A 13,670-nucleotide genomic window follows, 5' to 3' on the forward strand; every position below is an offset into this window, starting at 1 on the left:
TTTCCGCCCTAGCCTTTCTGGTTTTTCTTGCGCAGCCGGCTCAGCAGGGCGGTAAGGCCGGCACGTGCCTTGTCGCTCAAGGCTTCGCTGCTTTCGTCAATGCCGCCATCAGCCGCAGAATCGCCGGCATGACCGGGGGTGCTGGATGCCGCATCGCTGGAGTGGCCGGCCAATGCCCGCCCGATCGCACGCACCAGCGCGGTGATGTCGATGGGCTTGGCCACGTAATCGTTCATGCCGGCATTGATGTAGATGTCGCGGTCGCCTTCCATGGCGTTGGCGGTCAGAGCGATGATGGGCAACCGGCTCAGCCTGCCGCCCAGGCGCCGGATCGCCTTGGTGGCCGCCACGCCATCCATTTCCGGCATCTGCATGTCCATCAGCACCACATCGTAGGGCGCATTCTGCACGGCGGCGCAGGCCTCCACGCCGTTGGTGACGAGATCCACATGATGGCCCAGGCGGCGCAGCATGGTAGCCACCACCAGCTGGTTCACCTGATTGTCTTCGGCCACCAGCACCCGCAGCGCGCGGCCGCCCGTGGTGCGTTGCAGATCGGCGGTGGAAACGCTTTCGGTTTCGGCGGGCGCGGTGCCCTCCGCCAGCGGCAGGGCGAACCAGAAACGGCTGCCGTGCCATTCCTGGCTTTCGACGCCGATCCGCCCGCCCATCATTTCCACAAGCTGCTTGCTGATCGCCAGGCCAAGCCCGGTGCCGCCGAACCGCCGGCTGATCGAGCGGTCGGCCTGAGTGAAATGGGTGAAGAGTTCGGCCAGCTTGTCGGCGGCGATGCCGATGCCGGTATCCTCCACGCCAATGGTAATCGACCGGATACCATGCGTATCGGCGGCATCTGCCGTCACCCGGATCAACACGCTGCCGCGATCGGTGAATTTCACGGCGTTGCCGGCCAGGTTGAACAATATCTGCCGGATGCGGCTGGGGTCGCCACGCAGATAGCGCGGTACATCGGGCGAGATCGCTACATCGAAACCGATGCCGCGGGTCAGCGCACGCGGCCGCATCATGAAGGCAACGCTTTCCACCAGGCGCGGCAGGTCGAAGTCGATTTCATCCAGCCGCACCTTGCCGGCCTCCAGTTTGGAGAAATCGAGAATGTCGTTCAGCAGAGTGAGCAGATGCTCGGCGGATTCGCGCGCGGCAGCCATCAGGCGGCGCTGTTCGGCATCCAGCCCGGTATCGCCCAGCAGGCCGATGCTGCCCAGCACGCCATTCAGCGGCGTGCGGATTTCGTGGCTCATCATGGCCAGAAAGTCGGACTTCGCGCGATTTGCGGCCTCGGCACGCTCTTTCTCCAAGGCATAGCGGTCGGCCAGGTCGCCCAGCCGCGAGGCCTGCTCCTCCAATTGCTGCTTGGCGACTTCCAGATCGGAGAGATTGCGCTCCAGGATGGTCTGCTGCTGCTTCAGCGCGGTGATATCGGTGCTGACGCCAACCAGACCGCCATCGGAGGTGCGGCGTTCGGTGGTGCGCAGCCAGCGGCCATCGTTCAGGTGCAATTCGCTGTTGCCCATGCCGATCATCGCGGCTTCGGCGTTTGCACGCCCATTGTTATTCAGCCTGGCGGGGCCGTCGCTGCTGCGGTTGCCGGGCTGCAGGATATCGGCGAACGACATGCCCGGGCGCAGCAGGGGCACCAGCTCCGGGTGGTATTCGCGGAACCGGCTGTTGCACAGCACCAGGCGGTTTTGGCGATCGTACAGCACAAAGCCTTCGGAAATGCTTTCGATGGCATCGACCAACTGCTGCTCGGCGCGTTTGATCGCGGAAATATCGCTGAACAGCGAGATCACACCGCCATCGGCCAATTTATGGCGGGAAATCTGTATCCAGAAACCAGGGCGCAATTCGGCGATCAACGGCGTGGATACGGGGTTGATCACACCTTCGCGCAATTGCCGGATCATGGCATCCACATCCACCACCGGATTCTTACCATGGTTGAGCCGGTGGAACTCGGCAAGCAATTGCTCGAAATGCATGCCCACCTTCACGAGGGCGGGATCGTAGCCGGATATTTCGTAGAAGCGGCGATTGGCAAGTTGCAATACGCCATCGGCATCATACAGCACGAAGCCATCGGGCATGCTGTCGATGGCGGCCAGCAGGCGCTGTTCGGTGCGCTTGATATCGGAGATATCGGCATAGGTTGCCATTGTGCCGCCTTCGGCGGTGCGTTGGTGGGTGATGCGCAGCCAGAAATCCGGCCGATATTGCAAATCCATCGGCACGCCGCTGGGATGCAGAAAATCCTCGCGTGCCGCATCAAGCGCGGCTTTGGCTTCTTCTGCCGATAGATGGGCGAATTCGCGTTCGGCCATCATGGCAAGCAGCTCCATGCCATGGGTGCCGGGTTTCACGATTGCCGGATCGTGTCCGGTGAAATCGTAGAAAAGCTTGTTGGCCAGTACCAGGCGGCCCTGCGGATCATAGAGCGCGAAGCCTTCATCCACGGCTGAAAGCGCATCGCGCAGGCGGGCTTCGGCCTGCTTCAACGCGGTGATATCGCCGGCCACGCCGACAAAACCGCCATCCGCGGTGGGCATTTCCGAGATGCGCAGCCAGCGACCGTTTTTCAGTACGGTTTCCACCGTGAAGCCACTGCGCTGTTTGCGCAATTTATCGTCGCGCAACGACATCCAATCGGCAAAAGCCTTCTCATCCATCGCCACATGGCCGCCGGCGATATCCTGTTGCAGCAGATCTTGATAGCTGCGGCCGTGAGGGATCGGACCTTTCAGCGCCGGATAGAAATCGGCGGCACGCTGGTTGAACAGCATAAGCCGGTCGTTCTTGTCGTAGAGCACGAAGGCATCGGGTGCGCGCTCGATGGCATCGAACAATCGTTGTTCCGCCCGCCGTGTGGCGCGCATCTGGCGGTTCAGCAGCAATCCCAGCGCCAGGCTGAGCAGGGCGGCCACCAGCAGCACAACCAGATCGGTGCGTAGATTCTGTTGCCAGCGGGCCAGCGCGCTGGCTTCGGAAACCCCGGCAACCACCACCAGCGGATAGCCGGCCACGCTGCGATAGGCAATATGCCGCTTGATGCCATCGGAAATGCCGCTGCTATAATAGCGGCCGTTGCCGGCTTGCTGCAAAAACGTGCGGAACAGCGAAAGATTGGCATCCGATGTGCCGATATCCTGCTGGCGCAGGGTGTGGCGCATCAGCCTGGTGCCGTTGGTGTTGTACAGCCCCAGCATGGAATCCTCATGCGGCTGCAGGCGACGATAGAGATTGGCGAAATATTCCGGATCGACACCCACGGCCACCACGCCGGCGAAACTGCCATCGGCTCTTTCGATCCGTCGGCTGAGCGAAATGATCCAGGCGCCGCTGAAACGGCTCTGGGTCGGTTCGTCGATGAACATGCCGGCATCCGGCCGCTCAGCGTGAATTTTGAAATAGCGGCGATCAGACAGGTTCAGCCGATGCGGCGGATCGGCAGTGCTTTCAGCCATCACATCGCCGTTTTCATCGGTGATCACAAAGCCGCGCAATTGCGGCAGGTCGTCGATCAGTCGCCCCATATGCTGGCTGGTGCTGCGCAATTCGCTGGACGAATGCAAATCGTCGTCGGAGAGCGTGTCGGCGAAATATTGCAAAAACAGATCGGCGCTTGAAAAGGTGCGCGCGGCATGTTCGTCCAGCACGCGCGCAAGGCTTTCGGCGCTGCGTTTGGCCTGTTCGAGATCGTCGGTGCGCTGGCGGGTCAGCTGCACGCCGACGGCAATCGCCAGCGACAGCAAAATCAACGCCATGAAGGCGGACAACGGTAGCGCGATATTGCTAGGCTTGCGATGTTGCATTCTTATTCGGCCGGAGATCGGATGGCGGCTTTCCCTCGGTATCCCCGCAGTTTAACAGCAATGATGCGGTTTTGGGCAATTTGCCTTTTCGCATCGGCCGGGCTTTGCCATGGTCCGGCGGCTTTTTCGCAGCCTGCGAATGAAAACAACACTCTATCGGTTAATTCGGCGGCGCTGGAACTCAATCCTGGGCTGCCCGAGGATACACGGCTTGGGGCCTTGCGGTATCTGGGTGGGTTGATCCTGGCCTCGGATGATTCACGCTTCGGCGGTTATTCCGGGCTGAGCGTGGATGCCGATGGCGGCGGCGCCTGGGCGGTATCGGATCGCGGCCATTGGCTGCGGATGGAATTCGCGCTGCGGCCCGATGGTGTGCCCGGCATGGTGCGCATAGCGGCGCTGCGGCCGCTGCTGGGGCCGGATGGCCGGGTGCTGGAGGGGCGGCAAAGCACCGATGCGGAAGGTCTGCGGCGCGACGAATCCGGCGCTGCCTGGGTCAGTTTCGAGCGCCGCCACCGGCTGCTGTATTACCCCGGCGGCCCGGAAGGCAGGGCGCCACCGTTGGAAATCCCGTTGCCCGGCGATATCGCCCGGCTGCCTGGCAATGGCGGGCTGGAATCGGTGGTCTTGCTGGGCGCGAATAATGGCCAGGCGGCGGATTTGCTGCTGCTGGCCGAGCAGCCATTGCCCGGTGAAGCCGGCTTTGCGCCGCTCTGGCTGCGCCGCGCGGGGGAATGGACTCGGCTGTCCTGGCCGCTGACAGGGGATTTCCGGCCCACCGATGCCGTGAAACTGCCAGGGAATCGCAGGGATATCCTGGTGCTGGAGCGGGATTTTCGCTGGCTGGCGGGGTGGGCGGTGCGGTTGAGCCGGGTGTCGGGGCAGGCCATCGAGGCCGGCGGCGTATTGCAGCCCGAGCGGCTGGCCGAATGGATGCGGCCCTATGCCAACGACAATCTCGAAGCGATGGATGTCCGGATCGGCCCCGATGGAGCGCCGTGGCTGTATTTGATGTCGGACGACAATCACAGCCGCTCGCAGCGCACATTGCTGCTGATTTTCCGGCTGGAGCCTTGAAAACACAAAGCCCGCCCCTGTTCAAGGGGGGCGGGCTTAGGGTGGTTTATTTACCGGAAAGTCAGGCTTTAGGCGGCCTGCTTGGCAATCAGCTTCTTGATCTGGCGCTTCAGCTTGCGGGCATCGTCAGACAGCTTGGTATCGGCGGTCTTCACCAGCCAATTGTCCAGGCCACCGTTATGCTCCACCGAGCGCAGGCCCTGGGCCGACAGACGCAGCTTCACGCCGCGGCCAAGCGCCTCGGAGATCAGGGTCACCGCATGCAGGTTCGGCATGAAGCGACGCAGGGTCTTGTTGTTTGCGTGGCTCACATTATGACCGAACTGAACGCCCTTGCCGGTCACTTCACAACGACGAGCCATGACGCACCTCTTTCTCTCAATAATACTGGGGAATCCGAAATCGGGGCGGGTTATAGGGGCTGTGGCCCGCCCCGTCAATGGCATTCGCGCCATTTTGCCTCGGTTTGCGCTTGGGTGTGGCCTCTTATATACGGTCTGCCCATGAGGCGACCTATGCGGTTGACTCCTGGCCCGCAAACCCCTATACACCGGGCCGAAATTCGGCGGGGCCTGCCATCAGGCCCTTTTTTGCGCTTTTGCGCGGTTTTGCTCGATTTCCCGGAATGCCGGGGGCGGAAAACCTGCGCTTTGCACGGTTTAGACTGACTTTGGACGGAGTGGTGTCGTGAAACGGACCTATCAACCCAGCAAGCTGGTGCGCAAGCGCCGTCATGGCTTCCGCGCCCGCATGGCCACCAAGGGTGGTCAGAAGGTGATTTCGGCTCGTCGTTCTGCCGGCCGCAAGAAGCTTTCGGCCTGATTCTTCAGCCATGCTTGCCGCCGGCCGCCGGGAAAACCGGGGCCCGAAACAGGGCCCGAACCAGGGGTCTGGCGGTGACCAGGCTGCAAAGCCTGGCAAGCCGGGTAAACCACCCAAGATCGTGAACGGTCTGGCGCGTATTCTGCGCCGCGCCGATTACCTGCGCGTTCAATCCGCCGAACGCCGCGCCGTGCAGCCTGGCTTGCTGCTGCAGGCTGCCCCTGAATCCGATCAAGCTGAATCCGATCAAGCCGAATCCGATCAAAAAACCATGCCTGTCGGCTTCACGGCCTCCCGCAAGGTTGGCAATGCGGTGCTGCGTAATCGCGCCCGCCGCCGCCTGAAGGCGCTGGCGGCCGAATATCTGCCCCGCCATGCCATGCCCGGCCATGCCTATGTGCTGGTGGCGCGCCAGGCCACGCCGGCTCGGCCCTATGCCGAGTTGCGGGGCGATCTGGAGCGCGCCCTGCGCAAACTGCGCCTGTGGCGGGATGGGGCAGCATCATGACCGGCTTCATCATGACCGGCTTCATCATGATCGGCCTCATCATGACGGGCTGTATCGTAACCGGGGTGGCATTATGACACCGGGCGCACGCATTCTTGCGCTGCCGGTGCAGGCCTACCGGTTGTTTCTATCCCCCTGGGTGGGGCATAACTGCCGCTTCCAGCCGACCTGCTCGTGCTATGCGCTCGAGGCGCTGGAACGGCATGGTGCGCTGCGTGGCGGTGCGCTCGCTGCCTGGCGGCTGGCCCGCTGCAATCCCTTCGGGGGCAGTGGCTTCGATCCTGTTCCCGCTTTGCCGGAAGATGTGCCGGCATTGCCCAACAAGGCGGATTAATCCTGATGTCGGATCAGAAGAATCTCATTATCGCCATCGCGCTTTCGGTGGCCATCATGCTGGGCTTCCAGTTTTTCGTGGAAGCACCCAAGCAGGAACGCCAGCGCCAGCAGCAGGCCCAACAGCAGACGGTGAGCCAGACCAACGGCCAGGCCGGCAGCACGGCACCGACTCCGGGTCAGGCGGCCCAGCCGGGCCTCAGCCAGTTGCCGGCTTTGCCGGGCCAGGCCGGCGCGGCCCTGCCGCAGAGCCGCGATGCGGCCCTTGCGCAGACCGCGCGCATCACCGTGGATGGCCAGCGCCTGCGCGGTTCGATCAACCTGGTGGGCGGCCGCATCGATGATGTGATTCTGCCCGATTATCGTGAGACCATCGATCCCAAGAGCCCGGCGATCACGCTGTTCTCTCCGGCCGGCACACCGCATGCCTATTACGCCGAGTTCGGCTGGACCGCCGCGCCCGATGCCAGCGTGAAACTGCCTGGCCCGCAAACCCAGTGGAGCGCCGACAAGACCACGCTGAAGCCCGATGATAGCGTGACGCTGAGTTGGGATAACGGCGAAGGCCTGATCTTCACCCGCGTGATTGCGCTGGATCGGGATTTCCTGTTCACCGTCACCCAGGGCGTGGAGAACAAGACCGACAAGCCGGTGACGTTGTTCCCCTATGGCCTGCTGTCGCGCCACGGCACGCCCAAGACCGATGGCCTCTATATCCTGCATGAAGGTCCGCTCGGCGTGTTCCGCCCCAAGGCCGACGAGAAGGCCACGCTGAAGGAACTCAGCTATTCCGACATGGTGAAGGAGAAGTCGATCGAGGTCGATTCCGTGGGCGGCTGGCTCGGCCTTACCGACAAATACTGGCTTGCCGCGCTGGTGCCCGGCGTGCAGCAGAATGTGAAGGCACGCTTCAGCCACAGCAATGTGAATGGCGTGGATCGGTATCAGACCGACTGGCTGGGCGGCGGCGTTACGGTTGCCGCCGGCGCCAAGGCGCAATCGGCCGGCCTGCTTTATGCCGGCGCCAAGCAGACCAAGCTGATCGACCGCTACGAAGAGCAGCAGAATATCCCGCGCTTCGAATTGGCCATCGACTGGGGCTGGTTCCATTTCCTCACCAAGCCGATCTTCTTCGCCATCGACTGGATCCATGGCGTGGTCGGCTCGATCGGCATCGCCATGCTGCTCTTCACCGTGGCGGTGAAGCTGCTGTTCTTCCCGCTGGCCTACAAATCCTATGTGGCGATGAGCGCGATGAAGAAGCTGCAGCCCGAGATGCAGAAGCTGCGCGAACGCCATGGCGAGAATCGCGAGCAGATGCAGCGCGAGCTGATGGATCTCTACAAGCGCGAAAAGGTGAATCCGGCGGCCGGCTGCTTGCCGATCCTGCTGCAGATTCCGGTCTTCTTCGCGCTCTACAAGGTGCTCTACATCACCATCGAAATGCGCCATGCGCCGTTCTTCGGCTGGATCAAGGATCTTTCGGCGCCCGATCCCACTTCGTGGATCAACCTGTTCGGCCTGTTGCCGTATGACGTGCCGGCGGTGTTTGCCGTGGGCGGCATGCTGCATATCGTTTCGCTGGGCATCTGGCCGATCATCATGGGTGTCACCATGTGGCTGCAGATGCGTCTGAACCCGCAGCCGCCGGATCCGGTGCAGGCCAAGATTTTCGGCCTGATGCCGATCATCTTCACCTTCATGCTTGGCTCCTTCGCCTCCGGCCTGGTGATCTACTGGTCGTGGAACAACACGCTCAGCATCATCCAGCAGATCATCATCATGCGCCGCATGGGCGTGAAGATCGGCGGCGGTGCGGATACGGACGCGGCCAAGCCCGACGCCGCCAAGCCCTCCGGCAAGAAGTAGATGGCAAACGCCGGCACGTATTCGCCGGAGCAGATGGAGCGGGGCCGGCTGCTATTCGCCGGTCCCTGCGAATTCAAGGCCGGCGCCGCCACGGTTGAGATGCTGCCGCCGCCGGGTTTGCCGGAAGTGGCTTTTGCCGGCCGGTCCAACGTGGGCAAGTCCAGCCTGGTCAATGCGCTGACCGGCCGCAAAACCCTGGCGCGCGTGTCCAATACGCCGGGCCGCACCCAGCAGCTCAATTTCTTTGAACTCGGGGCTAAGCTCTGGCTGGTCGATCTGCCGGGCTATGGTTATTCCAAGGTGGGCAAGCAGGCTGCCGCCGACTGGACGCGCCTGACGCTGGATTTCCTCAAGGGCCGGCCCAATCTGCGCCGCGTGCTGCTGATGGTGGATAGCAGGCATGGCATCAAGGATTCCGATGAGGATGTGATGGGCGTGTTCGACGAGGCGGCGGTGGTCTACCAGATCGTGCTGACCAAGGCCGACAAGACCAAGCCGGCCGAACTGGCCGCCACGCTGGCCGCCACGCAGGCGCGGGTGAAGCGCCGGGTGGCTGCCCATCCCGATGTGCTGGTCACCTCCAGCTATGCCGGCCTGGGCATCCCTGAATTGCGGGCGGAAATCGCAGAGCTCGCCTGACAGGGGTGGCCTAGAAAGGCCCCATCGGCTATAACCGCCCGCGCCATAAGACGAAAATCCGGGACGTTTACCCATGATGAAGACCTCTGGCCCCAAGCCGCTCGAAGCGCATTTGCAGGATACCGCCAAGGTATTGTCGGAGGCGCTGCCCTATATGCGCCGCTTCGCCGGCCAGACCATGGTGATCAAATACGGCGGCCATGCCATGGGCGACGAGCATCTGGCCAATGAATTCGCCCGCGATGTGGTGCTGATCAAGCAGGTCGGCATCAACCCCATCGTGGTGCATGGCGGCGGCCCGCAGATCGGCGCGATGCTGGAGCGCCTGAAGATCAAGAGCGAGTTCATCGATGGTTTGCGCGTCACCGATCAGGCCACCGTAGAGGTGGTGGAGATGGTGCTGGCCGGGTCCATCAACAAGCAGGTTGTCACCGCCATCAACGGCGCCGGCGGCACCGGCATCGGCCTGTCGGGCAAGGATGGCCGGTTGATCGAGGCCCGCAAGCTGCGGCGCTCGGTGCGCGATCCCGGTTCCAATATCGAGAAGCTGCTGGATCTCGGTTTTGTCGGCGAGCCCACCCGGGTCAACCCGGAAATCCTGCGCACGCTGCAGAATTCCAACATCATTCCGGTGGTGGCGCCGGTGGGCGTTGGCGACCATGGCGAGACCTATAACATCAACGCCGATACGGCTGCCGGCGCGATTGCTGCTGCCATGGGGGCCAGCAAGCTGCTGATGCTCACCGATGTGGCCGGCGTGCTGAACAAGGAAAAACACCTGATCCCCACGCTTACCACCAAGGAAGCGCTGGTGCTGATGGGCGATGGCACCATCTCGGGCGGCATGATCCCCAAGCTGGAAACATGCCTGGATGCCGTGCGCGGCGGCGTGCAGGCGGCGCATATCCTGGATGGCCGCATCCCGCATGTGCTGCTGCTGGAATTGTTCACCGCCCATGGCGTGGGCACGATGATAGAGCGGACGCCCTGACGGGCTGGGTGATTGAACGCACGCCCTGACGGGCTGGGGGAATTGAACGCACGCCCTGGCGGAGCGGTCCCCCTTCCTTCGTCACCCTCGCACTCGTTGCGAGGGTCCATGCCGGACCCAGCATGGGTGCCGAAAGATGGCCCCCCGGGACAAGCCCGAGGGTGACGGTTTTTTTGAAATCCAGCAGGCGCTCTTTGGCGTGCCGTGTGATTGCCGAAACAAAAACGGCCGGGCAATGCCCGGCCGTTTCGTTTCATCGGCGTCGGCTGCGACGCTCAGCCGAGATTCTTTTCCGCGAAGTCCCAGTTCAGCAGCTTGTCGATCACGGCATTGGCGTAATCGGGGCGGCGGTTCTGCCAATCCAGGTAATAGGCATGCTCCCACACGTCGATGGTGAGCAGCGGGGTGACGCCGGCCACGGTGATCGGGGTTTCGGCATTCGGGGTCTTGCGGATGGTCAGCTTGCCGCCTTCCTTGCACAGCCAGGCCCAGCCCGAGCCGAACTGGCCCACGGCGGCGGCGGCGAAATCGGCCTTGAACTTGTCGTAGTCGCCGAAGCTGTCCTTGATCAGATCGGCGATCTTGCCGCTGGGCTTGCCGCCGCCATTGGCCTTCAGCGACAGCCAGTAGAAATCATGGTTCCAGACCTGGGCTGCGTTGTTGAACACGCCCACCTTGTCGGCCTTGCCGGCGGCATCCTTGATAATCTGCTCCAGGCTCTTGCCCTGCAGCGAGGCGTCATCGGCGGCGAATTTGTTCAGGTTCACCACATAGGTGTTGTGATGCTTGCCGTAATGGAAGCCGATCGTGCCGGCGTTGATCACCGGGCTGAGCGCATCATCGGCATAGGGGAGTTTCATCAGCGAGAAAGGGGCGGTCATGACCAAAATCCTTCGAAGATTGTTCGTTTATCCGGGCGGAATGGAAATGCCCGGGCGGGGAGGGCCAGAATACCCAAACCGCGCCGGGGGGCCTACATGGCCAGGGGAAAAATTGTTTGCCCTGCCGCATGCTTCCCGTATCGGCTACAAGGCCCAGCCAAGCTCAAAATCTTGCTAGTCCAGGGCCCTTGGTGGTCCAGGGCCGATCCTGTAACAGTATGGCGGTAGAGACAAAAATCCAGTCCGGCGGCCTATTTGCGGCAATGAAAGGCATTGAGATGCGGGTTTTGGGCATCACGGGTTTTAGCGGCGCCGGCAAGACAACCTTGCTGGAAAAGCTGATTCCATTGCTGGTGTCGCGCGGAATGCGGGTTTCCACGCTGAAACATGCGCATCATGGTTTCGATGTGGATGTGCCGGGCAAGGATAGCTACCGCCATCGCGCCGCCGGCGCCAGCGAGGTGCTGATCGCCTCGGCCCGGCGCTATGCCATCCTGCATGAATTGCGCGATCAACCAGAGCCCGGGCTGGAGGCGCTGCTTGCCCGCATGAGCCCGGTGGATCTGGTGCTGGTGGAGGGCTACAAGCGCGAGGGCCATGCCAAGATCGAGATCTGGCGCCAGGCCAACGGCCAGCCGCTGCTGCAGCCCGACGATCCGGCAATCATAGCCGTGGCGTGCGATACCGATCCGCCGCACCGCACGGCGCCGCGCCTGGATATCGACGATGCCGCCGGCATCGCGGATTTCATCCAGACCTGGATGCGCAGCGCGCCGCTTTGGCCGGGGTCGCATTTGCATGGGCAGGGAAGCCGCCATGGCGCGGCTTAGCGACGATTGCTTCGCCCATGACGGCGGCGGGCTGCAAAGCCTGGATGCCGCCCTGGCCGATCTGTTGTCGCGCCTGGAGCCGGTTGTCGATAGCGAAAGCCTGCCGCTCGGCGCTTGCCTGGGCCGCGCGCTCGCCGAGCCGGTGCTGGCACGGCTGGATGTGCCGCCGGCCAACAATGCCGCCATGGATGGCTATGCCGTGCGCTATGCCGATCTGTCGCAAGGGGCGCCCACGCGATTGACCCTGCTGGGCCGTGCGGCTGCCGGCCGGCCCTATACCGGCCCGGTGCCGGCCGGCCATGCCGTGCGCATTTTCACCGGGGCGCCGATGCCGGCTGGCCTCGACACCGTGCTGATGCAGGAGGATTGCCGCCTGGAGGGCGGGCAGGTATGGCTGCCCGCCGGCATCGCCAAGGGGGCCAATTGCCGCCTGGCGGGCGAGGATATCGCCGCCGGCAGGCAGGCCCTGGCCATAGGCCGCCGGCTCGGCCCGGCCGAACTGGCCCTGGTGGCGGCTTGCGGCCATGGCAGCCTGCGGGTTTACAAGCCGTTGCGGGTGGCGCTGCTGTCTACCGGCGATGAGGTGCACGAGGCCGGCGCCAGCCTGCCGCTCGGCGGGATATACGATGCCAACCGCCCCATGCTGGCCGGCCTGCTGAGGCGGCTGGGCTGCGCCGTTACCGATCTTGGCATCCAGCCAGACCGGCCCGAGGCTTTGCGCAGCACGCTTGCCGAAGCGGCCAGCGGGCATGATGCGGTGATCAGCTCCGGCGGCGTGTCGGCGGGCGAGGAGGATCACGTGAAGGCGGCCATCACCGCCCTGGGTTCGCTGCATCTGTGGCGTCTGGCGATCAAGCCCGGGCGGCCAGTGGCGCTGGGGCGGATCGCTTCCGCGGCCTATTTCGGGCTGCCTGGCAATCCGGCGGCGGCGGCGCTCACCTTCGCGTTTTTCGCACGGCCCCTGCTGGCCAGGCTGGCCGGCTATGCATTGCCCCTGCTGCAGGGCTTTGCGGTGCAGGCGGATTTCCATTTCGAGAAAAAGCCGGGCCGGCGCGAATGGCTGCGCGCCAGCCTTTATCCGGGGCCGGATGGCGGCTGGCTGGCCCGTAAATATCCGCTGGATGGTGCGGCCGTGATCGGTTCGCTTACCGGCAGCGATGGCGTGCTCGATCTGGCGCAGGACCAGACCGGCATCCGGCCCGGCGACCGGCTGCTATTCTATCCCCGCGAGATGCTGGGATTTTGAAGATCGGAAAACCGGGCTGGCGGTTTCAGAGAATGGTCGGGTTGGGCGCGTCGCCATAAACCGCCTTCGGATCGAAGGTCTTTTCCTGCTCTTCGTAATTCAGCGCCACCGGGCTTTCGGTTTCGCCCTGGCCGGTGGGCACCGAACGGTAGAAGCAGGAACGGTAGCCGACATGGCAGGAAGCGTCGCCCGGAATGCGCACGCGCAGCCAGACTGCATCCTGGTCGTCGTCGATGCGCATCTCCACCACCTGCTGCACCAGGCCCGAGGTGGCGCCCTTGTGCCACAGCGTCTTGCGGCTGCGGCTGTAATAATGCGCTTCGCCGGTGGCGATGGTGCGCTTCAGCGCCTCGGCATTCATGTAGCCCAGCATCAGCACCTCGCCGGTATCGGCCTGGGTGGTCACGCAGGGCAGCAGGCCATCCGTATCGAATTTCGGGGCCAATTCATGGCCTTCCTCTACCTGCTCGATACTCACGCGCTTGGCGAACATGGGGCTTTCTCCCGGCAACCGGGCCAGACCGGAAAATCCGGAACCGGCAGGCGCCTGTTGTCCTATGAATTCGGGCCGTTATATATCGTTGGTATCCCCGCCCGGCAACCCACCTGCCCGGCAACCTGTCGCAGCGGGGCGGAGCGCCCCC

The 13,670-nt window shown here is 63.4% G+C and carries 13 protein-coding genes; 9 read left to right on the forward strand and 4 right to left on the reverse strand.

Translation table 11 applies throughout. The features are described 5' to 3' along the window. Positions 1–8 precede the first annotated feature (8 nt). Entirely contained in the window at positions 9–3,782 is a 3,774-nt protein-coding gene (locus tag KF827_RS00700; RefSeq protein WP_290998203.1) for a PAS-domain containing protein, read from the reverse strand. A 267-nt stretch (positions 3,783–4,049) separates the two neighbouring features. Here KF827_RS00700 and KF827_RS00705 point away from each other — a divergent pair, with 267 nt between their 5' ends. Beyond that, positions 4,050–4,907, forward strand: a complete 858-nt coding sequence (locus KF827_RS00705) for an esterase-like activity of phytase family protein (protein ID WP_290998208.1) — start codon at positions 4,050–4,052, stop codon at positions 4,905–4,907. 68 nt (positions 4,908–4,975) lie between these two features. Here the strand turns inward: KF827_RS00705 and rpmB are convergent, their stop codons facing one another. Next, on the reverse strand, positions 4,976–5,269 hold the full coding sequence (gene rpmB / locus KF827_RS00710; protein ID WP_290998211.1) for a 50S ribosomal protein L28: 294 nt from the start codon (positions 5,267–5,269) through the stop codon (positions 4,976–4,978). 325 nt (positions 5,270–5,594) lie between these two features. Here rpmB and rpmH point away from each other — a divergent pair, with 325 nt between their 5' ends. From rpmH to argB, 6 genes are all read left to right on the forward strand, one after another. Beyond that, positions 5,595–5,729, forward strand: a complete 135-nt coding sequence (rpmH, locus tag KF827_RS00715) for a 50S ribosomal protein L34 (protein ID WP_290998214.1) — start codon at positions 5,595–5,597, stop codon at positions 5,727–5,729. Between the two features lie 10 nt (positions 5,730–5,739). Further along, a complete protein-coding gene (locus tag KF827_RS00720; RefSeq protein ID WP_290998216.1) occupies positions 5,740–6,237 on the forward strand; it encodes a ribonuclease P protein component in 498 nt (165 codons plus the stop codon). Between the two features lie 73 nt (positions 6,238–6,310). Then, a complete protein-coding gene (gene yidD, locus KF827_RS00725) occupies positions 6,311–6,571 on the forward strand; it encodes a membrane protein insertion efficiency factor YidD (RefSeq protein WP_290998220.1) in 261 nt (86 codons plus the stop codon). A 5-nt stretch (positions 6,572–6,576) separates the two neighbouring features. Next, positions 6,577–8,439 (forward strand): membrane protein insertase YidC, encoded by a 1,863-nt coding sequence (gene yidC / locus KF827_RS00730; RefSeq protein ID WP_290998223.1) that lies wholly within the window; start codon positions 6,577–6,579, stop codon positions 8,437–8,439. Further along, positions 8,440–9,078, forward strand: a complete 639-nt coding sequence (yihA, locus tag KF827_RS00735; RefSeq protein WP_290998226.1) for a ribosome biogenesis GTP-binding protein YihA/YsxC — start codon at positions 8,440–8,442, stop codon at positions 9,076–9,078. A gap of 73 nt (positions 9,079–9,151) precedes the next feature. Then, entirely contained in the window at positions 9,152–10,069 is a 918-nt protein-coding gene (argB, locus tag KF827_RS00740) for an acetylglutamate kinase (protein WP_290998229.1), read from the forward strand. Between the two features lie 275 nt (positions 10,070–10,344). On the opposite strand, the gene KF827_RS00745 is transcribed toward argB, so the two are convergent. Further along, positions 10,345–10,950 (reverse strand): superoxide dismutase, encoded by a 606-nt coding sequence (locus KF827_RS00745; RefSeq protein ID WP_290998232.1) that lies wholly within the window; start codon positions 10,948–10,950, stop codon positions 10,345–10,347. A gap of 278 nt (positions 10,951–11,228) precedes the next feature. Between KF827_RS00745 and mobB the strand changes: the two genes are divergently transcribed. Both mobB and glp read left to right on the forward strand, forming a co-directional pair. Further along, positions 11,229–11,780: a molybdopterin-guanine dinucleotide biosynthesis protein B gene (gene mobB, locus KF827_RS00750; RefSeq protein WP_290998235.1), complete on the forward strand. Its 552-nt coding sequence runs from the start codon at positions 11,229–11,231 to the stop codon at positions 11,778–11,780. Beyond that, positions 11,767–13,026: a gephyrin-like molybdotransferase Glp gene (gene glp / locus KF827_RS00755; RefSeq protein WP_290998238.1), complete on the forward strand. Its 1,260-nt coding sequence runs from the start codon at positions 11,767–11,769 to the stop codon at positions 13,024–13,026. Before mobB ends, glp begins: the two co-directional genes overlap by 14 nt. A 25-nt stretch (positions 13,027–13,051) precedes the next feature. On the opposite strand, the gene hisI is transcribed toward glp, so the two are convergent. After that, positions 13,052–13,519 (reverse strand): phosphoribosyl-AMP cyclohydrolase, encoded by a 468-nt coding sequence (hisI, locus tag KF827_RS00760; RefSeq protein WP_290998242.1) that lies wholly within the window; start codon positions 13,517–13,519, stop codon positions 13,052–13,054. Between the last annotated feature and the right edge of the window lie 151 nt (positions 13,520–13,670).

This window comes from Ferrovibrio sp. (assembly GCF_019636075.1).
Lineage (GTDB): Bacteria > Pseudomonadota > Alphaproteobacteria > Ferrovibrionales > Ferrovibrionaceae > Ferrovibrio.

Excerpts from the sequence above, each read along its gene's own strand:
- yidC (WP_290998223.1), top strand. The coding sequence starts at position 6,577 with ATGTCGGATCAGAAGAATCTCATTATCGCCATCGCGCTTTCGGTGGCC.
- yihA (WP_290998226.1), top strand. The coding sequence starts at position 8,440 with ATGGCAAACGCCGGCACGTATTCGCCGGAGCAGATGGAGCGGGGCCGG.
- KF827_RS00700 (WP_290998203.1), bottom strand. The coding sequence starts at position 3,782 with ATGGCGTTGATTTTGCTGTCGCTGGCGATTGCCGTCGGCGTGCAGCTG.
- KF827_RS00720 (WP_290998216.1), top strand. The coding sequence starts at position 5,740 with ATGCTTGCCGCCGGCCGCCGGGAAAACCGGGGCCCGAAACAGGGCCCG.
- yidD (WP_290998220.1), top strand. The coding sequence starts at position 6,311 with ATGACACCGGGCGCACGCATTCTTGCGCTGCCGGTGCAGGCCTACCGG.
- KF827_RS00745 (WP_290998232.1), bottom strand. The coding sequence starts at position 10,950 with ATGACCGCCCCTTTCTCGCTGATGAAACTCCCCTATGCCGATGATGCG.
- rpmB (WP_290998211.1), bottom strand. The coding sequence starts at position 5,269 with ATGGCTCGTCGTTGTGAAGTGACCGGCAAGGGCGTTCAGTTCGGTCAT.
- hisI (WP_290998242.1), bottom strand. The coding sequence starts at position 13,519 with ATGTTCGCCAAGCGCGTGAGTATCGAGCAGGTAGAGGAAGGCCATGAA.
- glp (WP_290998238.1), top strand. The coding sequence starts at position 11,767 with ATGGCGCGGCTTAGCGACGATTGCTTCGCCCATGACGGCGGCGGGCTG.
- argB (WP_290998229.1), top strand. The coding sequence starts at position 9,152 with ATGATGAAGACCTCTGGCCCCAAGCCGCTCGAAGCGCATTTGCAGGAT.
- mobB (WP_290998235.1), top strand. The coding sequence starts at position 11,229 with ATGCGGGTTTTGGGCATCACGGGTTTTAGCGGCGCCGGCAAGACAACC.